Source organism: Arthrobacter sp. Soil_C_49 (assembly GCF_057656635.1).
Map to the genome: position 1 here is coordinate 307,597 of NZ_JBDGJZ010000001.1, position 25,860 is coordinate 333,456.

At 63.1% G+C, this 25,860-nt stretch carries 27 protein-coding genes and 1 pseudogene; 10 read left to right on the forward strand and 18 right to left on the reverse strand.

The window, feature by feature from the left end:
- Positions 1 to 18: 18 nt before the first annotated feature.
- Positions 19 to 702, reverse strand: coding sequence for a response regulator (locus AC3A4Z_RS01390; RefSeq protein ID WP_498709555.1), 684 nt, complete (start codon positions 700 to 702; stop codon positions 19 to 21).
- Positions 703 to 959: 257 nt separating this feature from the next.
- On the opposite strand from AC3A4Z_RS01390, the gene AC3A4Z_RS01395 reads away from it, so the two are divergent.
- Positions 960 to 1,424 (forward strand): universal stress protein, encoded by a 465-nt coding sequence (locus tag AC3A4Z_RS01395; RefSeq protein ID WP_498709558.1) that lies wholly within the window; start codon positions 960 to 962, stop codon positions 1,422 to 1,424.
- Here the strand turns inward: AC3A4Z_RS01395 and AC3A4Z_RS01400 are convergent.
- From AC3A4Z_RS01400 to AC3A4Z_RS01420, 5 genes are all read right to left on the reverse strand, one after another.
- Entirely contained in the window at positions 1,418 to 1,684 is a 267-nt protein-coding gene (locus tag AC3A4Z_RS01400; RefSeq protein WP_498709560.1) for a hypothetical protein, read from the reverse strand. The two genes, AC3A4Z_RS01395 and AC3A4Z_RS01400, sit on opposite strands and share 7 nt — an antisense overlap.
- A 77-nt stretch (positions 1,685 to 1,761) precedes the next feature.
- Complete coding sequence (locus AC3A4Z_RS01405; RefSeq protein ID WP_498709561.1) at positions 1,762 to 2,145, reverse strand: DUF3040 domain-containing protein; 384 nt, start codon at positions 2,143 to 2,145, stop codon at positions 1,762 to 1,764.
- A 69-nt stretch (positions 2,146 to 2,214) separates the two neighbouring features.
- A complete protein-coding gene (locus AC3A4Z_RS01410) occupies positions 2,215 to 4,893 on the reverse strand; it encodes an HAD-IC family P-type ATPase (RefSeq protein ID WP_498709562.1) in 2,679 nt (892 codons plus the stop codon).
- Between the two features lie 141 nt (positions 4,894 to 5,034).
- Entirely contained in the window at positions 5,035 to 5,493 is a 459-nt protein-coding gene (locus AC3A4Z_RS01415; protein ID WP_498709563.1) for a universal stress protein, read from the reverse strand.
- A gap of 110 nt (positions 5,494 to 5,603) precedes the next feature.
- Positions 5,604 to 6,467, reverse strand: a complete 864-nt coding sequence (locus tag AC3A4Z_RS01420) for a universal stress protein (protein ID WP_498709564.1) — start codon at positions 6,465 to 6,467, stop codon at positions 5,604 to 5,606.
- A gap of 345 nt (positions 6,468 to 6,812) precedes the next feature.
- Between AC3A4Z_RS01420 and AC3A4Z_RS01425 the strand changes: the two genes are divergently transcribed.
- Positions 6,813 to 7,484, forward strand: coding sequence for an SRPBCC family protein (locus AC3A4Z_RS01425; protein ID WP_498709566.1), 672 nt, complete (start codon positions 6,813 to 6,815; stop codon positions 7,482 to 7,484).
- A 15-nt stretch (positions 7,485 to 7,499) separates the two neighbouring features.
- On the opposite strand, the gene AC3A4Z_RS01430 is transcribed toward AC3A4Z_RS01425, so the two are convergent.
- The 5 genes and pseudogenes from AC3A4Z_RS01430 to AC3A4Z_RS01450 form a co-directional block, all read right to left on the reverse strand.
- Positions 7,500 to 8,588 (reverse strand): TerC family protein, encoded by a 1,089-nt coding sequence (locus tag AC3A4Z_RS01430; RefSeq protein ID WP_498709568.1) that lies wholly within the window; start codon positions 8,586 to 8,588, stop codon positions 7,500 to 7,502.
- 271 nt (positions 8,589 to 8,859) lie between these two features.
- Positions 8,860 to 10,260 (reverse strand): MBL fold metallo-hydrolase, encoded by a 1,401-nt coding sequence (locus tag AC3A4Z_RS01435; protein ID WP_498709569.1) that lies wholly within the window; start codon positions 10,258 to 10,260, stop codon positions 8,860 to 8,862.
- Positions 10,261 to 10,580: 320 nt separating this feature from the next.
- Positions 10,581 to 10,742 (reverse strand): annotated as a pseudogene (locus AC3A4Z_RS01440) (rhodanese-like domain-containing protein); the annotation flags it as partial.
- Between the two features lie 27 nt (positions 10,743 to 10,769).
- Entirely contained in the window at positions 10,770 to 11,669 is a 900-nt protein-coding gene (locus AC3A4Z_RS01445; RefSeq protein WP_498709571.1) for a sulfite exporter TauE/SafE family protein, read from the reverse strand.
- Entirely contained in the window at positions 11,666 to 12,286 is a 621-nt protein-coding gene (locus tag AC3A4Z_RS01450; protein WP_498709572.1) for a rhodanese-like domain-containing protein, read from the reverse strand. Before AC3A4Z_RS01450 ends, AC3A4Z_RS01445 begins: the two co-directional genes overlap by 4 nt.
- A 120-nt stretch (positions 12,287 to 12,406) precedes the next feature.
- Here AC3A4Z_RS01450 and AC3A4Z_RS01455 point away from each other — a divergent pair, with 120 nt between their 5' ends.
- The 4 genes from AC3A4Z_RS01455 (at position 12,407) to AC3A4Z_RS01470 (ending at position 15,134) form a co-directional block, all read left to right on the forward strand.
- Positions 12,407 to 12,664, forward strand: coding sequence for a metal-sensitive transcriptional regulator (locus AC3A4Z_RS01455; protein ID WP_498709574.1), 258 nt, complete (start codon positions 12,407 to 12,409; stop codon positions 12,662 to 12,664).
- A 33-nt stretch (positions 12,665 to 12,697) separates the two neighbouring features.
- Positions 12,698 to 13,105, forward strand: coding sequence for a DUF302 domain-containing protein (locus AC3A4Z_RS01460; protein ID WP_498709575.1), 408 nt, complete (start codon positions 12,698 to 12,700; stop codon positions 13,103 to 13,105).
- A gap of 290 nt (positions 13,106 to 13,395) precedes the next feature.
- Positions 13,396 to 13,668, forward strand: coding sequence for an SHOCT domain-containing protein (locus AC3A4Z_RS01465; RefSeq protein ID WP_498709576.1), 273 nt, complete (start codon positions 13,396 to 13,398; stop codon positions 13,666 to 13,668).
- A complete protein-coding gene (locus AC3A4Z_RS01470; RefSeq protein WP_498709577.1) occupies positions 13,668 to 15,134 on the forward strand; it encodes a multicopper oxidase family protein in 1,467 nt (488 codons plus the stop codon). The genes AC3A4Z_RS01465 and AC3A4Z_RS01470 overlap by 1 nt, the downstream gene beginning before the upstream one ends.
- A 1,062-nt stretch (positions 15,135 to 16,196) precedes the next feature.
- Here AC3A4Z_RS01470 and AC3A4Z_RS01475 read toward each other — a convergent pair.
- Together AC3A4Z_RS01475 and AC3A4Z_RS01480 are read right to left on the reverse strand one after the other, a co-directional pair.
- The gene (locus AC3A4Z_RS01475; protein ID WP_498709579.1) at positions 16,197 to 17,273 is read right to left on the reverse strand and encodes an SDR family oxidoreductase; all 1,077 of its coding nucleotides are present in this window, start codon (positions 17,271 to 17,273) and stop codon (positions 16,197 to 16,199) included.
- Between the two features lie 205 nt (positions 17,274 to 17,478).
- Positions 17,479 to 17,982, reverse strand: coding sequence for an Lrp/AsnC family transcriptional regulator (locus tag AC3A4Z_RS01480; RefSeq protein ID WP_498709580.1), 504 nt, complete (start codon positions 17,980 to 17,982; stop codon positions 17,479 to 17,481).
- Positions 17,983 to 18,098: 116 nt separating this feature from the next.
- Between AC3A4Z_RS01480 and AC3A4Z_RS01485 the strand changes: the two genes are divergently transcribed.
- From AC3A4Z_RS01485 to AC3A4Z_RS01495, 3 genes are all read left to right on the forward strand, one after another.
- Entirely contained in the window at positions 18,099 to 18,329 is a 231-nt protein-coding gene (locus AC3A4Z_RS01485) for a hypothetical protein (RefSeq protein WP_498709581.1), read from the forward strand.
- Positions 18,326 to 19,252 carry a DMT family transporter gene (locus AC3A4Z_RS01490; RefSeq protein ID WP_498709583.1) on the forward strand — a complete coding sequence of 309 codons (927 nt, stop codon included), beginning with the start codon at positions 18,326 to 18,328 and terminating at the stop codon, positions 19,250 to 19,252. The genes AC3A4Z_RS01485 and AC3A4Z_RS01490 overlap by 4 nt, the downstream gene beginning before the upstream one ends.
- Before the next feature lie 471 nt (positions 19,253 to 19,723).
- Positions 19,724 to 19,927, forward strand: coding sequence for a hypothetical protein (locus AC3A4Z_RS01495; protein ID WP_498709584.1), 204 nt, complete (start codon positions 19,724 to 19,726; stop codon positions 19,925 to 19,927).
- A 551-nt stretch (positions 19,928 to 20,478) separates the two neighbouring features.
- Here the strand turns inward: AC3A4Z_RS01495 and AC3A4Z_RS01500 are convergent.
- From AC3A4Z_RS01500 to AC3A4Z_RS01510, 3 genes are all read right to left on the reverse strand, one after another.
- Positions 20,479 to 21,291, reverse strand: coding sequence for a DUF2182 domain-containing protein (locus AC3A4Z_RS01500; protein WP_498709585.1), 813 nt, complete (start codon positions 21,289 to 21,291; stop codon positions 20,479 to 20,481).
- Positions 21,292 to 21,305: 14 nt separating this feature from the next.
- Positions 21,306 to 21,923 carry a DUF1326 domain-containing protein gene (locus AC3A4Z_RS01505; protein ID WP_498709586.1) on the reverse strand — a complete coding sequence of 206 codons (618 nt, stop codon included), beginning with the start codon at positions 21,921 to 21,923 and terminating at the stop codon, positions 21,306 to 21,308.
- A gap of 534 nt (positions 21,924 to 22,457) precedes the next feature.
- Complete coding sequence (locus AC3A4Z_RS01510; RefSeq protein WP_498709587.1) at positions 22,458 to 23,021, reverse strand: SDR family oxidoreductase; 564 nt, start codon at positions 23,019 to 23,021, stop codon at positions 22,458 to 22,460.
- Between the two features lie 465 nt (positions 23,022 to 23,486).
- On the opposite strand from AC3A4Z_RS01510, the gene AC3A4Z_RS01515 reads away from it, so the two are divergent.
- Positions 23,487 to 24,077 (forward strand): RBBP9/YdeN family alpha/beta hydrolase, encoded by a 591-nt coding sequence (locus tag AC3A4Z_RS01515; protein WP_498709589.1) that lies wholly within the window; start codon positions 23,487 to 23,489, stop codon positions 24,075 to 24,077.
- A 157-nt stretch (positions 24,078 to 24,234) separates the two neighbouring features.
- Here AC3A4Z_RS01515 and AC3A4Z_RS01520 read toward each other — a convergent pair whose 3' ends face one another.
- Positions 24,235 to 24,942 carry a DUF1345 domain-containing protein gene (locus tag AC3A4Z_RS01520; protein ID WP_498710048.1) on the reverse strand — a complete coding sequence of 236 codons (708 nt, stop codon included), beginning with the start codon at positions 24,940 to 24,942 and terminating at the stop codon, positions 24,235 to 24,237.
- Positions 24,943 to 25,095: 153 nt separating this feature from the next.
- A complete protein-coding gene (locus AC3A4Z_RS01525; RefSeq protein ID WP_498709591.1) occupies positions 25,096 to 25,548 on the reverse strand; it encodes a hypothetical protein in 453 nt (150 codons plus the stop codon).
- Positions 25,549 to 25,860: the final 312 nt, after the last annotated feature.

Sequence of the window (25,860 nt, forward strand, 5' to 3'; positions counted from 1 at the left end):
CTATTCCTGCAGGACGCCTCACTCCGTATCCTTGACGTTTCTGGTCACATAGACGGCTGCCTGGGTCCGTCGCTCGAATCCGAGTTTCGCCAATATCGAAGAAACGTAGTTCTTCACCGTCTTTTCGGCCAGGAAGAGTTCGTCGCCAATCTCGCGGTTGGTCATCCCCCGCCCAATCAGCGTCAGGACTCTTTTCTCCTGTGCACTGAGTGCGTCCATTCGAGGATCGGTTGGGGCCTTGGTGATGCCATCGATGATCCGCTGTTCAACGCCGGCCTCGAACAGCGATTCACCCGCGGCGGCCTTTCGGATACCGGCAAGGAGGTCGTCGCTTCGGATCTGTTTGAGGACATAGCCGGAGGCACCCGCCAGGACTGCACCGCGAAGGGCCTGTTCGTCGTCGTAGCTGGTCAGGATCAGGCAGCGCAGACGCGGATCGAGAGAACGGACATCCCTGCATACTTCGATCCCGGTGCCGTCGGGTAGCCGTCCGTCTAAAATAGCGATGTCGGGGTGCAGTGCGGGGATCCGGCGGGTGGCTTCTGCCGCCGAGCCGCTCTCTCCAACCACCACAAACCCCTCACCCTCAAGCAGGTCCTTCAGCCCCTGCCGCACGAGTTCGTGGTCATCGAGGATGAACACCCGGATCGGTGCCCGGGGGTTTGGAGGAACTCCATCCGATCCCGCGTCATGCCTTTGCATTGTGCACTCCCACTTCATCACCCCCCCCAGCCTGCACTGGTGTGCGAGGCGGCCCCTTTGCCGGGTTAGGCTCAATTTTTGCGTGGCCGGGAATCCACGGCTAGGGACTAAAGACCGGAATCCGTGCGATGGCCGGTCCGGCGGGTTCGAGGAGTTCGGGCGGCATTCTTGCCGCCGGTGACTTTTGGCCCTAGCCGTGGGCCCGCGCCTTGTCCACTCTGGGAGCAGAGGAATGGAAAGAGAACGGAGCCCAGACCTTGGTCCCCCCGGAACAGCACCAGAAGATCATTGTGGGGGTGGACGGCTCTGACGCGGCCATCGAAGCACTACGCGTAGCCCGGACCCTCGCCGAACCCCTCAAGGCGCCCGTTGAAGCTTGGGCCTGCTGGGATGTTCCCCCTGGTTTTGGCCTCTATCTTGCAGTGGGGACCGAAGGGTTCAAGTATGCCGCTCAAGAAGTCCTCAGGCAGTCCCTCGAGATGGCGTTCGGTGCGGAGCGGCCACAAAATCTTCGGGGCCGGCTGGTCCAGGGCAAAGCGGCTCCGCTATTGATCGAAGCGACCCGGAACGCCTCACTGCTGATCGTGGGGAGGCGCGGCCACGGCACCTTTGTGACCGGTTCGGTCAGTTCGGCATGCATCAGCCATGCCCACTGCCCGGTCTTGGTGGTGCACGCCCCGGAGGAACCAAGAGAAGACGTAAGCCGTAGGGTGGATCAGTGATGGTGGGCGCCGTCGTCGTTCACGGGGTGGTGCCCCGCATTTTCACCCGTCAGCTCGTGGAGTCCTTTCACTGACTCTGCCAAAGACAACTCCGGCGAGCCAGCAATAAAGGGCATCAGGAGCCGGTTTTCCTTATCCAGGTGCAGGGCAAATATCCGCTCTATTGCGCTGCCTGCCACGGCAGCCCGAACGCCGCGGGAGGTGCGCAGTTCCTCAACAAGGTCGACGATCACCCGGTGCTCGGCGAGCATCCCTTCCACCAGCAACTTCCCTTCCGGTGTAGAGCGAGGTCCGTCATAAAGATCCCTCCTCGGCCAGCCGGTCCGCGCCGTTCCTGCTATTCAGTGTCCCGTTCCAGCTCGCCGGCATGACTGCCGCCCATTGCCAACATCCCCCGGAGGTTTCGCGTGCTCCAGTACCCCGCAGCGCACATCACCGCGAAACCCGTAACCCCCAACAACGGAGCCTTGAGAAGCAGGCCGGCCACGAGGATGCAGAGACCGGTAAGGATAGCGGCCAAGCCACGGCGGATGCCGGTCTTGCCAAAGCGAGGGAATGGGTCCTGGCTCAGCAGTACGGCAAGCCCCGGGTCGTCCTCCTGCAGGTCGAGGCCGATCCTCTCGAGCTCACGTCTTTCAAATTCCGACAGTGGCACGACGGCCTCCAAATCAGTTGCGTGCGGAATCTTGGTTGCCGGCCCCCGCGGGCCCGTCTCCAGCATGCATCGCGGCCGCCTTGGAACGGTAGGGACGAAAGTCCGGACCGGAGCATTTCCCTTTGTCCTGGCAGGTTAGAACGCGTGGCGTCGGAAGCGTTTGTCGACGGCCACAACCAGGGAGGCGAGCAGGGCAATGCCCAGGATCCGCAGCCAGGATTCCAAGCCTATGGGTGCTGTGTGGAAGAGCTCGTTCATCACCGGGAAGTAGGTGATGGCGAGTTGGCCGGCTGCCTGGACCAGAAGGCCCAGAACCACCCAACGGTTGCTGAAGAGGCCAATCCGCCAGCTCGGGCGGGTGAGGGAACGGCAGCTGAACAGGTAAAACAATTCCACCGCGACGAAGAGGTTGACTGCCGCGGTCCGGGCTTCTGCAATGGATGCCCCGCCGGCCAGTTCCAGGTCGAAAATCCACCATGTGCCGGCTACGAGGAGGGTGGAGACCAACAATATGCGGATGGTGAGTGCCCAGGTCAGGAGCGGGCGGTCGGGCGCCCGGGGAGGACGGGACATCAGGCCCGGTTCCTTGGGTTCGAACGCCAGCATCAGGCCGAGGGCAACAGCGGTGGTCATGTTGATCCACAGGATCTGGGTGGGCAGGATGGGAAGTGTTCCGCCAATGAGGATTGCCACAAGGATTACCAGACCTTCTCCCATATTGGTGGGCAGGGTCCAGACGATGAACTTGGTCAGGTTGTCGAACACGTTGCGGCCTTCTTCAACCGCGGCTTCAATGGTGGCGAAGTCATCATCAGTCAGGACGATGTCCGCTGCCTCTTTGGCCACTTCCGTTCCTGACCGCCCCATGGCTATGCCCACGTTCGCCTGCCTTAGCGCCGGTGCGTCGTTGACGCCGTCGCCCGTCATGGCAACCACATGTCCCAGGGACTGTAAGGCTCTGATCAGGCGAAGTTTCTGTTCAGGAGATACGCGCGCGAAAACGGCGGCGTCCTCCACGGCCCGGGGCAGCTGATCGGCCGGGATTGCGTCCAGTTCGGCTCCCGTCAACGCCGTCCGGTCTGGCCGGTTCGCGGTCAGGCCCACGGCTTCGGCTATGCTCGCCGCAGTTCGCACGTGGTCTCCGGTGATCATCTTCACGGCCACGCCCGCCTGGTGGCAGGCCCGTACCGCTGCAGCCGCTGCCTCCCTGGGCGGATCGAACATCGCCTGAAGCCCGGTGAGAGTCATCTGACGGTGCAGATTTACTCCCTTAAAGGCTGTTCCAGACGGCAGTTGCATTGTTGCAGTGGCCAGGACACGCAGGCCCGTTCCTGTGAAATGGTGGAGCGCTTCAAGAACTGCCTGCCTACCGACTGGCCTGCTTCCGCCGTCGCTGTCCATCTGGGCCTGACACAGCTCCAGCACTCTTTCGGCAGCACCCTTTACCAACACGAGGCCGCCCCCGCCCGGGGCGCCCGGAGAGTGGAGTGTGGCCATGTACTGCAGCTCGGAAGTGAACGGCAGGGTACTGACCCGCGGATTTGCGTCAAGGAACGCAGCTGCATCCACCCGCCCTTTGCCGGCTGCGACCAACATCGCTGCTTCCGTAGGATCGCCCTGGACCTGCCAGGCATGTCCTTCGCGGATGACCTTGGCGTCGTTGCAGACGGCCCCTGCCAGCAACGACCAGTACAGGGCTGTGTCATGCCCTGCCGGCTCCGGCACCCCGGCCCGGGTTTCTTCTCCTGTCGGAAGAATCTGCCCCTCCGGCCCGTAGCCGGAACCTGTGACGAGGTAGATGGCGGATGGAGTCCACAGCGACCGCACTGTCATCTGGTTCTCGGTGAACGTACCGGTTTTGTCCGAGCAAATGACAGTGGTGCTGCCCAGCGTCTCAACCACCGGCAGCCGGCGCACAACGGCACGGCGGCGGGCCATCCGGCGGACGCCTATGGCGAGGGTTACGGTCACTGCTGCCGGCAAGCCTTCCGGGATCGCCCCCACAGCGAGCGCGACGGCGGCGGTAAACATCTGCGCGGCCAGCTGGCCGCGTGCCACGCCCGCAGCGAAGGCCAAAGCGGCCAGGACAAGAATGGCAATGGTCAGCGTCATGCTGAAATGGGCGAGTTTTTGGGTCAGTGGGGTGGCCACGGGCCGGACAGCTCCCATGAGCCGGTGGATCTCACCGAGCTCGGTCTCGCCACCGATGGCGACGACGACGCCGGCACCGTTGCCCGCAGTCACTAATGTCCCGCTGTAGACCATGTTCAGGCGGTCTGCCACGGGCGTAGTGGGGGGAAGGACCACCTCGTCCTTTGCGACTGCCTCTGCTTCCCCCGTCAGGGCAGACTCGTCCACCCGCAGGCCGGCGAGGTGTAACAGTCGAATATCGGCAGGTACTTTGTCTCCTGCGTCCAGAAGGACGACGTCTCCCGGGACAAGGTCTTCCGATGGGACTTCCAGCCGCTGACCGTTCCTTATAACGACGGCGGAGGTCCGGACCAGTGTGTGGAGGGCGTCGAGGGCGGCCTCCGCCCTGATCTCCTGCACAAGACCAATCAGTGTGTTGATGAGTACTACGGCCAGGATGACCCCTGAATCGAGGTACTCGCCAAGTCCCGCGGTGACGGCGGCCGCCGCCAGCAGCACGTACACCAGTGGGTTGTTGAACTGCCGCGCGAGCTTGCGAAGTATGCCGCCGGACCGCGAACGGGACAGGATATTTGCTCCGAACTGTGCCTGCCGGCGAATCACCTCTTGAGCAGCGAGGCCTTGTGCAGGGTTGGTTTCAAGCAGCAGAACAACCTCGTGCAATGGCAGCCCGTGATGTGCTGGCAAGTTCGTTCGGGTCGGTCCGGCAGTTTGCCTCCTGCCAGTGGTCTTGGCCTGCCTGGTCTTTTGGTGATTCTGTCCCTTCATCGTCTGCCGGGTCATCCGTTTATCGACTCGCCCGGCTTAGGAAGCCTCCTGGCGTTCCTCCGGTGTATGGACCACCAGCACTGGGCAATGCGCGTGGGCCACCAGGGCCGAGCTGACTGAGCCCAGCAGCAGGCCGCCAAAGCCGCCGTGCCCTCGACGCCCAACCACGACCATGTCGGCGTCGCGGCTGGCTTCGATCAGTGATTCCCTGGGATGACCACGAATCAGGTTGGAAATGACGTTCGACGGCGTCTCGTCACCGAACGCTGCTTTGACTGCCTCATTCAGGATCTGTCCAGCACGTTCCTCGAAGCCCTCGATGCCCATCATCATGTAGCCCGAATAGACCTGCGGGTAGTCCCAGTACGCGTTGGCCAAAACTTTGGACCCAAAGGGTATCGCCAGACGCTGGGCTTGCCGCAAGGCCTCTACGGAGGCGTCCGATCCATCAATTCCCACAACGATTCTGGAGAATGGTGCTTCGGTCGTACTCATGTCAGCTCCTTACGCGGTGGACCTTCAAAGGTCATGATTTCCCGGCGGGGGAAGGACGGATAGGGCCAAAAGTCACCCGCAGACGCGGCACGCCAGTCGGTTACCGGCAGTCACTTATTCTTGAGGGGTTTGATCCGGGTGATGACAGTAGGGCAGGGCAGGTGCTTCAGTACGCCATGCGCCGTGGACCCGAGGAGAAGGCGTTTGATGGCGCCCCTGCCTCGGCTCCCCACAACCAGCATCCTGGCTCCGGAGGCCGCCTCCACCAGTGCATCCACGGGCCCCTTATCCGTTTCCAGTAACTGATTCACTTTCAAGTCCGGATAGTCTTCCCGGATTCCCGCCACTGACTCTGCCAGCACCATCCGTTCCTCTGCGACGATCAATTCGGACAGCGTAGCGGGGGTAAGACCGGAATCCACCACGGGGTCGGGGGCGTAAATGGCGTAGAGCACAGTGAGTTCCTCACCTGCACGATCAGCCTCCGCCGCAGCAAAGGCAACCGCTTCCGTCGCTTCCTTGGACCCGTCGACGCCGACCACCACACCGGAATGGCCTTCCAGATCTTGTGTTCCGACGACCGCAACAGGAACCTTGGCAGACGCGGCTACCTGAAGAGCGCGGTCTGCCAGGGAACCGCCAAGGTGGCCGGTGCCCGAACCGACGACCACCATCGAGGCCTTACCCGAGTACTTCGCCAAGGACCCTCCCACGCTGCCGGTCAAGAGCTTGGTGGTTATGGCGATGGGAAAAGCACCGCGGACTCGATCGGCCGCGACCTCAAGAAGCTTCTCGCCAGATTCCTCCAACACCCCAATCCAGGGGTACGGTTCAGCGACCCACCGGTCGTCGACGACATGAAGAATTACCAGCGGCACGTTGGCCTCTTCGGCACGTCGTGCCGCCCAAAGCACGGCTGCCTGGCTCTGCGCCGAGTCATTTGTGCCAACAGCGATTGGTTTGCGACTTAACATGGCTGGACTTCCTGGTTGCGCGGGGGTGGTCAATTAAAGACTGGCCCAGCGTGATGGTGATACATAGGGCCAAAGGTCATGGCAAATCTTCTGTGTCCTTTGATGTGCCGGTGCGCCCCGGCAGCCAGGAGGACCAGTGCAGGCCTCCTGCATTCTGCCTCCATGGACCCGCAATACCGGGCGGGCTCAGCAAGACTTTCCTTCCTACGGGGCTTTGGACTCTTCGCCCCCTAGAGCGCCGCTTATACGCTCGGTGCATTGCGGATTTCGAGGAGGCGTTCCATGAGCAGCATGACATCCCGTACCCGAACCTCTTTAGCGCCGTCGGTTGGCAGGAGCCGGGCGTTGGTCAGTATCCGCCGGCGGTACCCGGAGGTTCTTTTTGTCACCGCCGCACTTGTGTTCCTCACCCACGGTGTCTTGCTCCGTGTATTGGGCGCGTGGGGAGCGACCAAACCAGAGAGATCGATGCCGCTTCCAGGCGACGAGCTCATTCCTGAGCCGGACGAAGTTCAGACGATGGCATTGACAGTCTCCGCCGCGGCTGAGGACGTCTGGCCATGGCTCGTGCAAATGGGTGTTGATCGGGCGGGTTTGTATTCATACACCTGGGTGGAGAACGGGTTACTCCACTTGGGCGTAACCAACGCTGATGGCATTCACCCCGAGTGGCAGGACCTGAAGGTCGGAGACATCATTGCCTTCACGCCTGAAGGTTACCCGGGCGGGCGCCAGGGGCCTCGCGTGGCGGCGATGGAAAGTTGCAGCCACCTGGTCTTGGATTCCAGCCCTGGCGCACCGCCCGGCGTGGTCACCGGCACCTGGCAGTTCGTCCTCCAGGACGCCGGCGGTGGCGCTACCAGGCTGCTGCTCAGGACACGTACCGGCCCCGGGAGGCCGATGGGGCTTCGCTTCATGGATCTCCTCCTTCGGCCCGGTTACCTTGTTATGGACCGGGCCATGTTGCTGGGAATTAGGCAGCGGGCCGAGAAGCAGGCGCTGAAGACGCTGCCGTAGCAGGGCATTTCCTGTTCACTTCCCGCCCTCTTTGATTCGAGTGCGCTGACTGGTGCCGGCTGTATCCTGCCGTTTCCGTGGGGGCCGGGCGGGGCTGTTGCGGCGTCGCCACAGCGGTTCAAGGGCTTCCACCTCCCGAGGTGCCGCCGTTCCGAAAGGCGGCTTGGGCGGGGCAGCGATATCCCGGCGCCCTTGCCCCCGGGTCGCCCACAGGCTTGCCGCGATGGAGATGCCGAGGACGGCAGCGATGACGGCGAGCGAAACGGGGGTGGGGATGTAGTAGACGTCGATTTTGAGGAGCATTTTGATGCCGACCCAGATCAGGACGAGCGCGAGACCGATCTTGAGGTAGATGAACCGGTGGATAAGGTCCGCGAGGAGGAAGTACATGGCGCGGAGCCCGAGGATGGCGAAGGCGTTGGCGGTGAAGACCAGGAACACTTCGTCGGTGACGGCAAAGATTGCCGGTATGGAGTCAACCGCGAATATGATGTCCGTGACCTCGACCAGGACCAGGACGGCCAGCAGCGGCGTGGCCAGCACCGCCCCGTTCTTGCGGATCAGGAACCGTTGGCCGTGGAAATCGCTGGTCATGGGGACCCGCTGGCGGAAGAAGGCCAAAGTTTTGGACTTTTCAGGGTCCAGATGATCGTTGCGGTGCCGGATCATCCGGTATCCGGTGATGAGCAGGAAGGCGCCGAACAGGTACAGCACCCATCCGGCGCTGGCGATGATCGCCGAGCCAGCGGCGATAAAGATGCCGCGGAAGAGCAGGGCGCCAAGAACACCGAAAAACAGCACGCGGTGCTGGTACGGGCGGGGCACCCCCAAGTACGTGAAGATTATGGCCCAGATGAAAACGTTATCCACGGCGAGGGATTTCTCGATCAGGTACCCGGCAAAATACTGCTGAGCCAACTCGGCCCCGTAGATGCGCCACAGCAGGACACCGAAACCAACCCCGACACTTACCCACACAGCAGACCACAACGCTGCTTCCCGGACACTGATCACGTGCGCCTTTCGATGCGCGAAAAGGTCCGCGGCAAGCATCAGCACAATTACACCAAGGACGGCCAACCAAGCCCACAAGGGAACATTCATCAGGGGAAACCTGCTTCCAGTCGTAGCGAAACCAACTGGAGGTCTTTCCCGGCGTCAATGACGCCCGTCCCGCCGGGCCGCCAGGGACGACCGGACTGACGACGGGACAATCAGGGGGATACTCCCCTCCGTGAACATAGTGAAGCACATGTCACCCCTCACGGCAACGGGATCTGGCGCGTTTTCACGCCATTACTCCCGGCCCGTGGGCACGCCAGGGGCACCCTGGGCGGGAGAGGCGGCCGGGCCGGGCGGTCTGTGGGATGCCTGGTTAGGCTGCGGGAACGGAGTTCCGCCAAGCGTTCCAGCCGGCGTAGCTGCCGTCGAGTTCGACGACGTCGTACCCGGCCCGGCGCAGGGCGCTGGCTGACACCGAGCTGCGAACGCCGGACTGGCAGTAGGTGACGATGGTGCCGTTGGCGGGGAGTTCGTCCAGGTGCCACATGACGCGGCCGCCGCTGAGCTGGTGGGAGCCGGGGATGTGCCCGGCGGTGTGCTCGGTCTTGTTGCGGACGTCCAGGACCATGGCGGCGTCAAAGCCGTCGAGTGCCTCCGGCTGGATGAGCTTAGGGGTTGCCGTGGGGAGCCCGTCGATGCTGGTGAGGTAGCCGGCCACGTTGTCGATGCCGACGCGGACCAGGCGGTCCCACATGTCCATGGCGGCTTCCTGGTCCGGTGCCAGCAGTACCAGCGGGTTCTTGTCCGTCTCGGGGTTGACTACCCAGGCGCCGTAGCTGGCAACGGATTTGCCTGCCGGCACGTTCAGGGAGCTGGCTACCGTGCCTTCGTGGACCTCGCTGTTGGAGCGGGTGTCAATGAAGGTCAGGGTGTCCTCCGCCAGGCCGGCAGCGACGATGCCGGGTGCGAGCTCAGGCAGCGGGGTGCGTTCGCCCATGATGGCCGGGCCTTCACGGTTCTCGCGCTTCATCCGGCTGAAGTAGGCGTGGGCGTCCGGCTGGCCGTCGAGGAGTTCGTTGATGAAACCCTGCTCGTCGTTGGCGGCGAGGTAGGGGCCCCACCAGGCGTAGAGGCGCTCGTAGCCCACGGTTGAGGAGGGGATGGCGCCGAGGGCCTTGCCGCAGGCGCTGCCGGCGCCGTGGGCGGGGTGGACCTGGACGTAGTCGGGAAGGGTGAGGAACTTGTCCCGCAGGCTGGCGAAGAGCTGCTTGGCCCCTTCGAAGCGGGTGTCGATCCCGCCGGCTGCCTCGTCCAGCAGGTCGGGCCGGCCCAGGTCGCCGGAGAAGACGAAGTCGCCCGAGAGCAGGTAGCCGGGCTGGTCGCTGAACGCGCCGTCGGTGACCAGGAAGGACAGGTGCTCGGGGGTGTGTCCCGGGGTGTGGAGGGCCTTGATGGTGATGTTGCCCAGGGTGATGGCGTCGCCGTCGTGGAGGCGTTCGCCGTCGAATTCGTACTGCCAGTCCGGTCCGCCCTCGCCGGAGACGTAGATCTTCGCGCCGGTGGCAGCGGCCAGTTCGCGGGTGCCGGAGAGGTAGTCGGCGTGGATGTGGGTTTCGGTGACGGCCACGATCTTCATGCCGTTCTTTGCGGCCAGATCCTGGTACACCGCGATGTCGCGGCGGCCGTCAACAACAACGGCGGTGCCGTTGGCCTGGCAGCCGATCAGGTAACTGGCCTGGGCGAGGTCTTCATCGTAAATGCGCTCGATGAGCATCTTGGGTGATCTCCTTCAGATAAGGGTGGAGGGTAGTTTTGTCATTCCCCTGCTTCCAACGCAGATACCCTGGGGGGTATTCCGCAACGCTGGATGTGCCAGTTGATTCTTGCTGTGGGTGTTAGGGCCATCGAGTGCGGCGTTGAGGCCAAGCTTGTCCATGTCCAGGTTCTGACGGCTTGGATGGCGTCCTCGAATCCGGTGGCATTGAGCGCTCAGGGCGAGGAGAAGATCGGTGTCTTCCGGTTTTCGTGTCCTTGCGGGCGTTGTCTTGGGCGGTTGGTGGCGGGGGATGCCGGGGCTCAGGTGGTGGGGAGGCTCGGGATGTGCTTCGCCTGGGGTGCCCGGCCGGAGTGCCATTCCTGGGCGGAGCGGACATCAATCAGCGCGGCGCCTGAGGACGGGAGGTCGTTGGCCTCAGCTACTGAGACCGTTTTGTAGGGCTTGCTGAAGGCCTTTTTCAGGGAGCTGATGAGGCCCATGGTGTTCTCCTTTGGTGATGGCTGGGTTTAGGCCGGTGAGGGGACTTTGCTGCGGCGGCCGCTGAGGTTGCGCAGGGGGCAGGAGCTGATGAAGAACCAGCAGATCCCGGCTGTGGCCGCCGTGAGGGCTGCGATTCCGGCGGCGATGAACCATTGCAGGTCTGCGGGGGCCTGCTGGATGAGGACAAAGGTTCCCGTGGCCAGGATGAACCAGCCGAAGGCCTTGTGCAGTGCGGCTTCCGGGATGCGGCCTGCGAGTTTGGAGCCGATGAGCGAGCCTGCGATGGCGGCGGCAGTCACGCTGAGTGTGATGCCCCAGTCCAGGTGGACGGTGGTCAGGTAACCCGATAGCCCGGCGAAGGACTTCATGGCGATGACCACCAGGGAGGTGCCTACGGCAACGGACATCGGCAGGCCGCCCAGGAGCGCAAGGGCCGGGACTACCAGGAATCCGCCGCCCGCGCCCACCAGGCCGGTCACGAGCCCGACGACTGCCCCGTCCAGCAGCACCCTGCCAAGGGGCAGTTCATGCTTGACCGGCGCCGCGCCGTCGTCGGACTTCTTCTTCCGTCCGCTGAGCATGGCCACGGAGGTGGCCACCATCATCACCGCGAAGGCGATTAGCAGGATCTGGCCGGGGATGTGCCCGCCCAGGAGGCCGCCGACGAACGCGCCGGCCATGCCGGCCGCGCCGAAGATCAGGCCGGTACGCCACATCACCCTGCCGCCGCGGGCGTGGCTGAACACGCTGACCGCGGAGGTGACGCCGACGACGAACAGCGAGGCTGCGATGGCTTCCTTGGCCTCGAACCCGGCCACATAGACGAGGATCGGGACGGTCAGGATCGATCCGCCGCCGCCTAGCACGCCGAGTGAGAGCCCGACGACCACCGACAGGGCAAGGACCAGGAGCAAGGTGGCGGTCATGACGCCTGGGCCTCCTCCCGGGCCTCAGCGGCAGGCAGGGTCAGGATGGCGCTTTCACGGGTGGGTTCCTTGGCGGCCTTGTTCCACGGCATTGCCGAGAGGGCCTTGCCCATGGCGCAGGTGTTGGTGGCTGCGGAGAATGTCAAACCGGTGCCGATGGCGCCTGCGAGCATCCGGATCTTGGGGGAGACGAACCTTCCGCCGGCCAGGCCCAGGACCACAATGGAGCCTGCGGCCAGGCGGACCTGGCGCTCCAGGGCCCAGCGGTCCTTGCCCTTCACGACGTCGCCGCCGGCGGCAGCGAAGCCGGGCGCCCCGCCGGTCAGGACGTAGGCGGAGCTGATCCCGGACGTGGCAAGACGCTGGCGTGCCTGCTCGGCGCGGGCTCCGGACTGGCAGACCAGGACCACGCGGGAGCCCAGGCGGGCAGCGAGTTCATCGGTGTGCTCGGACAGCAGCGGCAGCGGCACGTTGTAGGAGCCACGGATATGCAGGGACTCAAACTCGGCGGCGGACCGCACGTCAATCACCACGAGGTCTCGGTGCTGTTCAGTCCAGGTGCGCAGGGTCTCGGGAGCAAGGGCGGTAACGGCGGGTGCCGTGGTCGGGGGAGTCATTGCTGGCCTCTCGGTAGATGAAGGGGATACCCCGCCGAGTATTACAGATACCCCCTGGGGTACGCAAAACACCCTAGGGGGTATAAGATTGGGGGAAGCCACCGACACCTGGAGAAGCCCTTGGAACTCAACCCCAAAGAACTCACGCCCGTGATCAACCGTCTCAAGCGCGCCCAGGGCCAGCTCGCCGCGGTCACCCGCATGCTCGAAGATGGCCGGGACTGCAAGGACGTTGTTACCCAGCTCGCGGCCGTGTCCAAAGCCCTCGACCGGGCCGGGTTCGCGATCATCGCCACGGGGCTGGAGCAGTGCATTGTCCAGAAGGACGCAACCATGGACAAAAAGGACTTGGAAAAACTCTTCCTCTCCCTCGCCTAATCAAACCCGCTGTCGAGCGGCCCACGGAGAACCATGACGTACACTCTCACCACCACGGTCAACCTGCCTTGGGCTGAAGCCTTGGACCGCACCCGGGACGCCCTGTCAGCGCAAGGGTTCGGAATTCTTACCGAGATCAACGTCCGCTCCACCTTCGAAGCCAAGCTTGGTGCTGAGGCGGCTGACGCCGTAGGCGACTACGTCATCCTTGGTGCCTGCAACCCGGCCCTGGCCAGCCGAGCCCTCACTGCAGAGCCCGAAATTGGTGCGCTCCTGCCCTGCAACGTCGTCGTACGCCAAGGCAAGGACGCAGGAACGACCACCATCGAGGCCATCGACCCGCAGACCATGGTCCAGCTCAGCGCTTCGCCGGTCGTTAAGGAGGTCGCAGACGACGCCGGCAGTCGCCTGCGAAAGGCCCTCGCCGACTTGAGTAACTGAACAACGGACGTCATGCCCGCCGAGGACTGCATCTTCGATGCGGCACTACCTCAGGCCCCGGCGGGCCAACCGGCCGCCAAGTGCGTCGCGACCATCCGGCGCGGAGACTGATAGCCAACGCAGTGCCTCGAGAGACAACCGCTTTGCAGGACGCCGCTTCGGGGCTCTGATAAGCCTGGCGGTGCGGATGCGGTTGGAGACCGCACCCATGGACTGGGACCTCGGACTCTACCTGACAACTGAGTCCGCGCGAAGACTCGGAGTAACTCTTGAAGAGAAAGGCGCCGGTCATGATGTGGGGTTACGGACAAGACATGGGGTGGATGTGGCTGTGGGTTCCTCTGCTGCTCATTGGGATCGGGCTGCTCGTGTTGCTGGCGGTGAGGGTCTTTGGCGGCGGTATCCGTAATGGATACGGGCCGCCGGGCCCTCCCGTGCCAGGCGGACCGTCGCAGGCCGCTGGGAACAGTGCCCGCCAGATCCTCGAGGAGCGCTTTGCGAGAGGAGAACTGACCGCGGACCAGTACCGCGACCACCTCAAAGTGCTCGGTGAGGGCCCGTAGTGAAGCCCATCGGCCGCCGACAAGCGCTGCTGCTGGGCGGACTTGGCATTGCGGGGACAGTGGTCGGGGGTGCCGGGCTGGTCTGGACCTTGGCGTCGCGGGAGGCCCTGGTTACGGGAAGCGGACTGATCCAGCCTCCGGTGGAACGGAGCACAAACGGCCAGCTGCAGATACGGCTGGAAGCTGCACCCGGACAGATACTGCTGGCAGGCCGGCAGACCGCAGCCCTCGGCTACAACGGCGGCACCCCCGGCCCGACAATGCGCTTACGGGCCGGCGACGTCCTGAAGATCGGACTCGTCAATCGGCTGGCCGAGACCACCAACCTTCACATGCACGGCCTCCACGTTTCCCCCGAGGGCAACGGGGACAACGTCTTCATCTCAGTGGACCCCGGTGGCACCTTCGACTACGAATACAGGCTCCCCCGAGATCACCCGCCCGGCGTGTACTGGTACCACCCACACCACCACGGCATGGTCGCCGATCAGATCTTCGCCGGTCTCTTCGGAGCAATCATCGTCGAGGACCCTGAACCGATCGAGTCAAGTGCAGAACGGGTCCTGGTCATTTCGGACACCACCCTGGACCCCCTGGGGAACATCGCGGAAGTACCGGCGATGGAAAGGATGATGGGCCGGGAGGGTGAGCTGATCCTGATCAACGGTCAGAGCAGCCCGCAATTCAGTGCCCACCCAGGACAACGCGAACGGTGGCGCATCATCAACACGTGCGTGTCCCGCTACCTCCGTCTGCGGCTCGACGGGCAACGGCTGGAGCTCCTCGGCATGGACTCCGGTCGCTTCCCGACACCAGAGAGCGTGGAGGAACTTCTTCTGACGCCCGGAAACCGGGCAGACCTCCTCGTTACCACAGCGGCCGGGGACTCCGTGCTGCGTGCGTTCTACCAGAGCCGGGGAAGCCTGCCGGGAATGATGGGACAAGGAACTGGAGCACGCAAACCTGCAGACCAGCCGGACGGCATAGCACTGGCCACCCTTCGCGTAGCCGGCGAACCGGTCGCGGCATTGACGGCCGTGCCGGCCCAGCCGGGGCTGGGAGACCTGCGGTCAGCCGCCGTCGCCGCCCGTCGTCAGATTGTTATGGCCACCGGCATGGGTCCTGGCATGGCCGGGGGCATGATGCGTTTCACTATCAACGGCAGGGAATTCAGCGAAACCAGAACAGACACAACGGTAGCGGCCGGGAATGTCGAGGAATGGACCCTGACCAACACCAGTCCCATGGACCACCCCTTCCACCTGCACGTCTGGCCGATGCAAATCATCGAGGTAAACGGCCAAGGCACGGACACCGCATTCTGGCAGGACGTGGTGAACGTACCCGCAAACGGGCGGGTAAAAGTCCGGGTGGCTTTCAAGGACTTCCGCGGTCGCTCCGTTTACCACTGCCACATCCTGGATCACGAGGACCTCGGCATGATGGGCGCCATCGAAGTTCGCTGAGAAGTCGCACCGGCTCACCCTGGCACATCCTGGCCGCATCCAGCAGACAAAATCTCACGATCGAGCCCACTACAGATTGGCCTTACCCAACGCAGCTTTTCAGGAAAGCGTTTCAGAGTCCGGGGGTATAGGCCGGGAAGGTGGAAGAGCAGTGGTCCCTGCTTCTCGGAAAGGCGTCTCACCAGAAAACTGTCCCGGCGGCACCGTACGGGCATTTCGAGTCAGAATGGCTTCGGGGAGGCAACTGGCGACAACCGGTGCCAGTACTTCCACCAGCGCCTCAAACTGCACATGGAGGAGCTCGTTGGCGCTTGCCTCAGACGCAATGTTTTGCCGTGTGGACATTGCCCACACTTTAGGCTTTAGACGGGCCGATACGATACTGGCGCCGCCGGACGGGCGCCGATTCCCCATGTTTCCACGGGTTCCCAGTGCCTGCAAGGCCGGGCAGGCAGTTTCGAGTCCCACCTTGGGCACAGTGTTTCCGCAGTCAGTAACTTATTTGCGTTTTAGTGTATTCAAAACGTGACGCGGTGGAAGATCAAGGTGTATTAGCCGCTCGGATTGTCTTTTGACTGCTATTCTCCTGGCGATGGTCTCCACAGCGGACCGTGCTGCTCTTTCTGAAGGGTTGCAGCATAAGAGTGCGGGCGCGGCAGCTCAGGCGATGCTGATTCAGCGGGCAGCGGCGGGAAGTTCTCGTTGCGCCCTTTGACCGTGCAACGTCACGTTGGGGTCTCAGAACTGCCAGGAAGACAACATCAAGTCCTAATACGACGTCTCCTTCAACTGCTGCCCAAGTCAGGTCCCACGCCGACGATGTCCGTCAAACTTTGAAGAACTCTGCACGCGCACCTGCGCGAGTGTTTTCAGAACGACGCACTGAGTTTGAGAGCGAAGCGGGTAGAAAAAGACCTTCAACGCTAGGGGTGCGGGCGCCCCGGGTCCTGGCAAGATTTGCCTCGCTTTAGCACTCATTCCAAGGCCGCCAATAAGCTTGCGACCTCTTTGGTAGCAGGCGGGGCTCCACGGGTGCTGCGGTGACCAGGCCGGTGGAACCGCTTACGGAACGATGTGTTCGGCCCTGTAGCGGTCGAACAGGCGGGTGAAGCAGTCCTGAGTGCGGCGGTAGCCGCTAAAACCGGCTAACCGACTCTTGCTCATATCGGCAATTACTTCAATGGGGCGGCCCAGGTCCGCGTCCGTGTGCCACCAGGACGCCACACGCGCGAGGACCGGCTCGGCCAGCCCGTGCCGGGCCACAATCCGGGCCCAGCTTTCCTCGGCGCCCCGCATTTGCTCCTCCAAGGGCCGCGGCGCCTCTTGGTAACCCTCCCAGTCGAGCCCGAAGTAGTCAGCCAGGGCTGGCCACATTCGGCGCCACCGGAAGACGTCCCCGTTGACGACGTTGTAGGCCTGGTCGCGGGCGTTCTCCGTGGTTGCGGCCCAGATCATGTGCTCGGCCAGCAGCGTGGCGTCAGTCATGTCGGTCAAGCTGTTCCACTGCGTCTCGGAGCCAGGGAACACAAAGGGACGTCCGGTTTCCCGGCAGATCGCGGCTTGGGCGGCGAGGGTGAGCGCCATGTTCATGGCGTTGCCTACCGCGTGACCGATCACCGTATGCGCCCGGTGCACCGACCAGCCGAACCCCTGACGCTGAGCAGCGGCCCACAGCTCATCCTCCTGGGCGTAGTAGAAGTTGTCCACAGGAAGGCGGGGTTCTTCCTCCAAGAAAGGGGTGTCCGGCATTTTGCCTTGCCCATAGGCCTCGAAGGGACCGAGGTAGTGCTTGAGTCCGGTCATCAGCGCCACGTGCTCCACCGGGGCATGGGTCAGGACGCCTAGGAGGTTCCGGACCATCCCGGCGTTGACCTCTATATTCTCCTTTTCGGTGGCCTGGCGGGACCACGCGGTGAAAAACACGTGAGTGGGCCGCTCTTGGGCAAGCGCCGTTTCAAGGCTTTCGGCCGAGCGGAGGTCTGCGCTTACATGCCGCGCCGTGCTACCAGGCAGGGGGGTGCGCGACAGCGCCACTACGTCCCAGTCCTGGGAGGTCAGTTGTTCGATGATTGCCGAGCCGGTGATGCCACTGGCGCCTACGACCAGGGCGGTCCGGGCGGGGGTCTGAGGTGTATGCATAGGTTCCACTGTGCCATCCCAAGGTCGGGTGCCGCCCCGGTGGCTGCCGGTGTACGCGCAGGGAGGAATCCATGACACCAGGCCAGGGGGGCACGGGTAAGATCCGACGAACTACGACGCCTGGAAGGGACCTCATGAGGGCTCCGATCCGTCGTGGGGGAACACAGGCAATCAACAGGCGTTCCATGGTCGGGTGAACAACCGCTTAGGTCTTCTGCACTCGCTCCCTGTGCCCCGGCTGAACGACCGGGGCCCAGCCCTTGGGCGACGAGAAGATGAACGATGTCGAAGAGCGGCCCTTGTCGTTGAGCGAGTCAATGAAGGGTTCCAAGTCCCGGATGGTCTCCGAGACTACACGCAGGATGTGATCGTCCTGGCCGGCGACCCGATGATCCTCGAGGACATACGGGTCGGCGATAGCTTGGGTTGCGATCCCGTAAGACTGCCGCTTGCCGGTACTTTCAACGTGAACGAAAGCCTCTACCGCGTATCCAGCAGCAAGGGGATCGACACGGGCACTGTAGCCAGTTATCACCCCCTCCCGCTCCAGGCGTCGCACTCTGCTAGCGACTGCAGGGGCGGTCAACCCTACGTGCCGCCCGAGCTCTCTATATCCGAGCCGCGCGTCTTCCTGCAGTAGCCGCAACAGTTCCCAGTCCACATCGTCCAAAGCCACCATGTCCAGGATTCTAACCTCCTGGGTTTTCAAATGAATACTTTTTTGCTTCAAAAGGTTTACAAACTGCCTTCCGGCGACGCATGCCCTCTCCTTAGACTGGATGCCATGCTTGAAAACAATCCTTTTGGCACCGCGGCAGGTAGAGCGTGAAAGCAAGCGCATGGGAGCTGGTTGCCCTGGTTTCGCTCCTTTGGCCAGCGCCTTACCTCTTCCTCAAAATCGCACTGAGGGACACCCGACCCCTGTCGATCGCCGCCGCCCGCAAAGTCCTGGCGGCTCTCGTCATCGTGCCCTTCCTGCAGCATCGACAGCGCTGGCGTGCCATCCTTCGCCAGCATGTGTGGGGCGACGCCGACGCCGAGGGCGTGAGCGTATGAACTCCCAGCCCTACGATGCCCGCGCATGGCTGCTATTCGCCGCGATGGCGGTGCTGTGGGGCGCTCCCTATTTCTTCATCAGCGTGGCCGTCGAGTCATACTCTCCGGCTGCGGTCGTGGCGGGCCGCACTCTCCTGGGCGCCGTGGTCCTTTTGCCGTTCGTCATCCGGCGGAAGGCACTGCGGCCCGCGTTCGCGAAGATCGGCTGGGTGCTGCTGTTCGGCGCCATCGAGATGGCGGGACCCTTCCTGCTCCTCGGTCATGCCGAGCAGACACTGCCGTCGGGGCTCACAGGCCTGCTCGTCGCGACGGTCCCGCTGTTCGCAACGATCATCGCGTTCCGCGGCGGTGACCGGACAGTCCTCAGCCCGGCGCGCAGCATCGGACTCCTCATCGGCTTCGTCGGCGTGTTCGTGATGGTCGCCGGGCCGGGCCTCGCAGTAGAAGGCGGGGACGGTCTCATCGCCGTCGGCGAAGTCCTGCTGGTCGCGCTGCTGTACGCGATAGCGCCATTCGTCATCGCAACCAAGCTGCGCGACGTGCCCCCGCTCGGCTCCATCACCCTCGCGCTCCTCGCGGTAGGGATTTTCTACACGCCGATCGCATTCCTGACCCAGCACCAGGTGCCGGCCCTCAAGGACACGCTAGCGCTCATCGCGCTGGCCGTCCTGTGCACGGCGCTGGCATTCATCACCTTCTTCGCGCTGATCGCGCGCGTGGGCCCGGTGCGGGCGCCGCTGTTCACGTACGTCAACCCCGTCGTTGCGATCGTGCTGGGCACTCTCATTCTCGGCGAGCCGCTGACGGCCGGCCTGCTGATCGGTTTCCCGCTGATGATCGCCGGATGCTGGCTCGCCGCCACCGGCGGCACCGTGCGAGCCCGCAAGGCCAGAGCCGACCTGCCGCCGATCGGCCTGCGCTGAGACGCTGATGCCACCGCTTTCTGGCGCCAAACCGCTGGCGACCGGTCATCGATTCACTTGAGTTTGGGACGGTCCCATGAGAATTACGGCCGACGTCGACATTCCTGACAGGCCGATCGATGCCGCCAGCGACGGGTCATTCGTGCTTTCCATCGGCGCAGGGGTCTCGATGAACCAGCCCTCTGGATTGCCCCTTTTTGGCGGCTTAGCTGCCCGGTTAGCAGAGTTACAGGGAGCCGCTTTCGATCAATCGGGGCCTTGGAGGCTCCCATAGGTCTCGTATCGGTTCGGGTCACGTATTCGCGGGTTCCCAGTGTTGGAAGGACTCAAGCGCAGCTCCATGCTTCCGCTGCGTTGATGAAGAAGTGATCCGAAGCCGCCGCCACCAATGGTGTTGGCGCCGTAGGTGCCAACCTCCCGAAACGGCACTCCCAAGGGGTAGGGTGTGCGCTAGCCGACGAAGGAGTCACGATGAGCTACAAATATCGAACTGTTCGGGTTCGCGGTACCGAGCTGATTGGAACAATTGCCAGGAAGCACGGGGGTGCGGCTGAAATTTACGAAACGTCCAAAGACCTGAGCACATCGGTAGTTCCTGTGTTCTTCGAGGCAACGGGCGAGATCCGTTTTTTCGACAGGTCAGTGCTGGAGGACGTTGTGGCACCAGCCACTTAAACGGTCTGGGGATACCGGCAGGCCGGCCTGGCCTGGGGGCCATTTCGGACGTGTGGACAAGGTCCATACGTCCAGCTTCAGAGTGTCTATTACAGTCGCCGGTATGCTTCGGATTCCGCATGTTTCGCGTCCATGCTGGTTGGAAGGCCAAGAACGCAGTTCGAGTCCCACTGCGTGCACAATGTTTGTCTAATCAGGAACCGGCGCGGTGCTGCTCGGGGCTGTTCAGGACCGGGGCCGGGAGCCGAACCTGACGTCCCGGTTATGTGCCGCCGTCGCCTGCCCGGACATCTCACACGTGTGCTGCGTCTTCGGGAAATCATCCGTCCCAAGTTTCAGTCTCAAAGCGAGACTGCGGGGGAGTCGAAGGGCCATCCCGCGGTCAGACGGGAGCGTCGGCACGATAACCGCGCACATGGACACCATGGCCGAAATACCCGTCGCCACCTTTATCGTCCGTACCAGCGGTACCGCCACGATCGCACCCGGGTTGCCGGAAGGTAGGCGGCTATAGCATCGGTGGGTAATCAGTCCACAGGCAGGACTTTTCCTTACATTGCCATGCCAGCCGTGGGAGCGGGGACAAACGCCACGACGGCTGCGATTACGGTCAGTGCGATGGCTATCCCACGATTGGCGAACGTTTTCCAAGGGAGCATCTTCTCGGCGGCGATGAACGCCCCAACGAGCGCCATCCAGCCGACATTCATCACTCCGAGCGCAAACAAGGCAACCATCAGGGCCCAGCAACAAGTGATGCACCAAGCGCCATGCTCGATGCCCATGCGCAGCGCACCGCCGTATCCGGGGCGCAGCCCCCGCAGGATGAAGTCCATGGGGGTTCGGCATTTCATCAGGGCGAGGTTCTTGGCGGGGGTGAACTGGTAGGCAGCCGCCGCGAGGATGACACCGGCTGCCAGGTATCGTCCGGCTGGGGCTGAGGTAAGGGTGCCGGGGAAGAGTGAAGCCGCTGCGGCATAGAGGGTGTAAGAGGCGAGGCCGAACATCGTCCATGCGATCAGATATCCCGCCACGAAGACGGTGGTGGATCCCGGCGGTGCAGGACGTCCGGTTTCACGGCGGTGGCGCTGAATCCTGGCGTATGCGAGGACCATGGGCGCCACAGAAGGGAACATCATGGCCGCCAGCATCACGACCCAGGTAGCGAGAAAGAACCCTACCGGTCCAGGGTCAGTCCAGGGGCCCATGTCCATCCCCGCCATCCGCGGGGCCGTGTTGGTCCAACTCAGGGCGGCGAGGGCCAAGAGAACGGCGACTAATCCCGCTTCGCGTGGGTTGATCCGGGTCCAGGCGCCTGCCAGGGTGCGGCCGCGCGGTCCCGGATGCGATTTTCTATTTTGCATGTTGGAATGGGCTGTCAGCCGCGCCCCTTGGGGGCGCCTTCCGCCATCTCGGATGCAAATGTGAAGTCTGCGGTTTCCCCGTAGACCCCGTCGTAGTCAAGGCCGAAGAGGGCTGAGTGGCCAGAGCCCTTACCGATGAGAAACTCGGGCGCGAAGCCGTACATGGCATTCTTGACAGTCGTCACGCCACCAGCAGGTCCTGGGAGTGACTCAAAGGAGAGGCTTGCGCGTCCTTCCACCGATGCAGACGGCGCATCGCCGTCATTGAACGTTATGCTGGCCCGCTCGACTCCGAGCCATTCGCCGTAAAGCGCCGCCAGATCCCCGAACGGACCGCCGGCGTCGCCGTGCAGGATGCGCTCGAGGGCGTTCGCCTGTTCCTCGGAGGCGCGGTCGTCGACGACGACGCCGACTTTCCAGTTGCCGGCGGTCAGGTTGGACGGGAACAGGTTGGCGAATGCGAAGTCCACGCCGGACAGATCAGTGTCGTCGCTCTTTCCACTGGCAATATGGAAAACGGCCGACCCTCGGCATTCACCGTTGGGCCCCGTCGGTGGGCTGTCGACAGGGCAGGGGCAGATCAGCGCGCAGGAACAACTTGCGACATATTTTCCGGACATTTCCCAAGACATCGCCATTCCTCCTTGGCACCCTCGCCCGGGGGACACGCGCCCAGGCGTATCGGATCACTTGGTATGAACGCGGGAAAGACCCCGTTAAAGCAGAGGATAGGCCGGTCGATTATGGACGTCAATGGTTGCTAGGGCATCGAAGGGTGCCCGGAAATGACGTGGAATCGCGGTAATCGTGTGCAGTAAATGTGCCCCACCCACTTGGGTGCAAACAGTAAGTTTCCGTGTGCTGGGCCACTGTGTGGCATGACGACGGATCGGCCAGCGCGACCTGCGCCGGGGGGACGAGGTCCGCCGGTCACCCCGAAAGAAGAACCGCATGCCCTCGTTTCGGGTTGCGGTCGTCGGTTGAGGGCTCCGGCGGAAATAGGACTGTGAACGTTGTCCACAGTCTTGGCCTCGGATCGAAGATACCGCCCTCGGACTGCTTCCCATTCCGCATGTTTTTGGAGGGTCTCAACGTTGGCGAGGCGTTGAAGACAGATCGAGTTCCACCTCGGGCACAGTGTTTTGGAGGTCAGGGGCCTTTTTGCCTTATGCGTGTACATCGTCCGCGGCGGCGAGTGGCCAACACCGATTCATGGTTCGGGGTTTCGGGAACGACCTGGATATCAACGCGCTCAGCCGCGTCCCGGGTGAAACTGCCATGAAGCAGGCATCGGCTGGCCGGTCAGTGCGAAGCCTGGTTGGCCCAGCCTGCATGCTCAAGCGCGGCTGCTGCAGCCCGTTCCGGCGCCAGGGCATTGTCCCAGCGCGACGCGTCCAGGCGGGTGCCGTGATGTCCGCGGAGGCTTCCGAGGCCAGCCAGAGGAGCGGCTCGACCATCACTTCCGGCCGCAGCAGCTGGCGGCGCAACGCCTCGGATACGCTGGCGGGGATCATGCCGGTATCGGTGGCGCCGCCGGGCAGCAGACCGTTGACAGTGACGCCGGATCCCGCCAGGTCCTGTGCCCAGATCACGGTTTCGGACTCGAGCGCGGCCTTGGATGGGCCGTACGGCGAAAATCCGGCCCGGCGCATGGTGTCGTGGTTCATCGTGATATTGATGATGCGGTCCCAGCGCTGGCGCAACATGTGCGGGACGGCCGCCCTGGCCATCAGTCCTCGCCTGAGAAGTTGGCGTACGCTGACAACCTTGACGAGGGCAGGAGCCGCCTGTGTCAGGTCGGGGCGTACCTCGACGTCGTGCTGATCGCAGGATCCTCCCAGGCAAGCGCGGTGGGTGCGTCCGTGGCTTTCCAACTGCTGCCTTCCCGTGACCGTCGTTTGAACTGGAGACCCACTCCACGCCGCGGGAGTCCGGGCAGGCGCGGAGCGGGTCGGGCCGCCCTATGTGATTCGCGTTATTTCGTCGGTGTCTGGACGTGGGGTATCGGGCTCAGACAGGGGCAGGTCGGCAACTGCGGCTGGCCGTCTGTGCGGCGGATTTTTGGGCCAATCACGAGTGGGTGATTGGTTGGGGACTCGGTCAAAAGGCCTGAATTGGTCCGGCTGGACAGTGCAGTGCAGTGCTGGTTGGGGGGCTCTTTGTTTGGCAGTTGTCCGCACATAAGGTCAATGCCTATGAGTAATGAAACAGGCAATCGCCCGGCTCGTTCGACGATTCAGCGCGTTATCATCGTCCACGGATACGAAGCCTCGCCGAACGCGAATTGGTTCCCCTGGCTTCAAGGCGAACTTCAAGCCGAAAGCATAGCCGTCACGGTCGTTCCCCTCCCGGCCCCTGACGATCCGAAAACGACGGCATGGGAGAACGCTGTCAGAGAAGCGCTTGATAGGCCGGACAGGGGAGCGGCGATTGTGGCGCATTCTCTGGGTGCAATCACCGCACTACGGGTTCTCGCAGCTCTACCGGAGCCTTGGGATCTGGGCATCCTTGTCTTGGTAGCCGGTTTCGTTGAACCGCTGGACGCATTGCCGGAACTGGATCGCTACATCGCAACCGGCGTTGACGTCGAACGTCTCGCAAAAAGCATCCGCAATCGAATAGTGATTCGCTCCGAGACGGACCCTTACGTCCCGCCAGAGGTATCTGACGACCTCGCCCGACGCCTTGACGCACAGTTGCAGGTCCACCCCGAAGCCGGACACTTTATGGCCACAGACGGCGTCACAAGGTTCCCAGAGGTGCTCGACATTCTCAGGTCGCGCTGAGGAAAAGGTCCGGCTGAGGTCTCACCAACTTGACCGCTCGACAAGGCCTCGTGGGTTTCGCTGCCCGTTGGGACCACAATCCGTAGTGCACTGATTCGAACTTCCAAGGGCTGTCGAACGGCCCGGCGTCGCATCACGTCACCAGCCCGCGTCGTGGTCAACTGGACTGGCCGAGGCTGACGACGAGGTTGATCGCCACTGCGATCACAAAGGTGCCGAAGAAGTAGGAGAGCAAAGCGTGCCCCAGGGCGACCCTGCGGGAGGGAGTGGATGACTCGTTCACATTGCTCGCGTTGTATGACATGCCGACAGAGAATGCTGCGTAGGCGAAGTCGCTGTACGACGGGTCCTCGTCCTGGTTGAAGCGGAAGTGATGGCGGTCGTCGTGGTAGTACATCCGAGCGTACTTGAACGCGTAGACAGTGTTGACGAGAGCCCACGCGAGGACCACGCCCAAAGCCGCCAGGATCGCCGCGGCCACGCCAATGGGGTCTTTCTGCTGGCTGCGGATCAAGGCGAAGGCGACCGCCACGAGACTGACGAATGTTGCGCTTATGATGAGGGAGTCAACCAGCCGTCGAGACCGGCCTTCCTGGAGGGCGAGTTCACCCGTGGCCTCCGGACCAGCGGGCCAAGCCTTAGTCCACGCCAAGACCAGAAAGATGCAGCCGGCGACAGACCATCCGAGCAAGGGCGCGAGTTCAGGAGCTCCGAGCAACGCCGGAACGACTGCGATAACGAGGCCGACAATGGCCGAGATTAGAGCCTTGCGATCTAGGTGTGACATTGACGAAGTTGCCCTCCAGCCTCGATTGACCGTGAAGGGGTCCGATGCGCCGACTGGGTCAGGGGCGAATCTCAACATCACGGAATAGCTCAGGACCTACGGCTTCCTTTGCGTTCACAAGGAACCGGCCGGTTCACTGCCCCCGATTGTACGCGGACATGTTCGAATCATTCATGATTTAACTCGCTGAGTACGGGCAATTCCCTTGGAGGGTCAGTGCGACTCCAGACCTCACAGGGCAGGAACTGCCTCCTTTGGCTGCACCTTTACTTCACAGGGCCGAAACCTGCGGCGGCGTAGATTCCGTCGATGATCTTCATGTTGGCAAGACTGTCGGGAGCCCTCAGTGAGCAGCTCCTGGCCTGACTGCAGACCCTGGACTATGGCCTCCAGTTGATGGTCGTAGGTCTCAAGGCCCCGTACAGTCCAGGCGCGGTCCAGCCCATTGCGGTTCAGGGTGATGGAGTGCCCCTTGGAAGGGAAGACCATGTTCTTGACGACGAGTTTTCCTTCGGTGCCGACCACTTCGAGGGACGAGTTCAGGTGCCCGGGCTCTTCCAGTATTGCTGGAGTGATGATCGCTTTTGCCCCTGAAGGAAACTGGAGGTCGGCCGCTACGCTGAGGTCGGCACCAAGGGGATTGAGCGACCCGCTGGCTCTGACCACCGTTGGTTCTTCGCCCATGAATGCCCGCACCCAGTGAACCGGGTAGCAGCCCAGGTCCATCAGCTATCCGCCTCCCAGTCGCGGGTCGTGCCGCAGCGACGCCGGATCGAACGGATTCGTGCTGGAAAAGTCTGCGCTCAGTGTCAAAATTTCCCCGAGCCTGCAGGAGGCCTTAACGGCATCGAGTTCAGTGCTTAGGGGGTGGTACCGGTCACGGAAGGCTTCGATGAGGCGGTAACCTGTCGATTGCGCAGCTTCCAGCATTTGCGCAGCCATTCCGATTCTTAACACTGCATGTCTCTTTGCCGCCGCGACGGACCCTCGGTCTAT

Coding starts and splice junctions, on each gene's coding strand:
- AC3A4Z_RS01390 (WP_498709555.1), bottom strand. CDS start 702: ATGCAAAGGCATGACGCGGGATCGGATGGAGTTCCTCCAAACCCCCGG.
- AC3A4Z_RS01405 (WP_498709561.1), bottom strand. CDS start 2,145: ATGCTGGAGACGGGCCCGCGGGGGCCGGCAACCAAGATTCCGCACGCA.
- AC3A4Z_RS01415 (WP_498709563.1), bottom strand. CDS start 5,493: ATGAGTACGACCGAAGCACCATTCTCCAGAATCGTTGTGGGAATTGAT.
- AC3A4Z_RS01420 (WP_498709564.1), bottom strand. CDS start 6,467: ATGTTAAGTCGCAAACCAATCGCTGTTGGCACAAATGACTCGGCGCAG.
- AC3A4Z_RS01430 (WP_498709568.1), bottom strand. CDS start 8,588: ATGAATGTTCCCTTGTGGGCTTGGTTGGCCGTCCTTGGTGTAATTGTG.
- AC3A4Z_RS01435 (WP_498709569.1), bottom strand. CDS start 10,260: ATGCTCATCGAGCGCATTTACGATGAAGACCTCGCCCAGGCCAGTTAC.
- AC3A4Z_RS01445 (WP_498709571.1), bottom strand. CDS start 11,669: ATGACCGCCACCTTGCTCCTGGTCCTTGCCCTGTCGGTGGTCGTCGGG.
- AC3A4Z_RS01450 (WP_498709572.1), bottom strand. CDS start 12,286: ATGACTCCCCCGACCACGGCACCCGCCGTTACCGCCCTTGCTCCCGAG.
- AC3A4Z_RS01460 (WP_498709575.1), top strand. CDS start 12,698: ATGACGTACACTCTCACCACCACGGTCAACCTGCCTTGGGCTGAAGCC.
- AC3A4Z_RS01465 (WP_498709576.1), top strand. CDS start 13,396: ATGATGTGGGGTTACGGACAAGACATGGGGTGGATGTGGCTGTGGGTT.
- AC3A4Z_RS01475 (WP_498709579.1), bottom strand. CDS start 17,273: ATGCATACACCTCAGACCCCCGCCCGGACCGCCCTGGTCGTAGGCGCC.
- AC3A4Z_RS01490 (WP_498709583.1), top strand. CDS start 18,326: ATGAACTCCCAGCCCTACGATGCCCGCGCATGGCTGCTATTCGCCGCG.
- AC3A4Z_RS01495 (WP_498709584.1), top strand. CDS start 19,724: ATGAGCTACAAATATCGAACTGTTCGGGTTCGCGGTACCGAGCTGATT.
- AC3A4Z_RS01500 (WP_498709585.1), bottom strand. CDS start 21,291: ATGCAAAATAGAAAATCGCATCCGGGACCGCGCGGCCGCACCCTGGCA.
- AC3A4Z_RS01505 (WP_498709586.1), bottom strand. CDS start 21,923: ATGTCTTGGGAAATGTCCGGAAAATATGTCGCAAGTTGTTCCTGCGCG.
- AC3A4Z_RS01510 (WP_498709587.1), bottom strand. CDS start 23,021: ATGGCCAGGGCGGCCGTCCCGCACATGTTGCGCCAGCGCTGGGACCGC.
- AC3A4Z_RS01515 (WP_498709589.1), top strand. CDS start 23,487: ATGAGTAATGAAACAGGCAATCGCCCGGCTCGTTCGACGATTCAGCGC.
- AC3A4Z_RS01520 (WP_498710048.1), bottom strand. CDS start 24,942: ATGTTGAGATTCGCCCCTGACCCAGTCGGCGCATCGGACCCCTTCACG.
- AC3A4Z_RS01525 (WP_498709591.1), bottom strand. CDS start 25,548: ATGGGCGAAGAACCAACGGTGGTCAGAGCCAGCGGGTCGCTCAATCCC.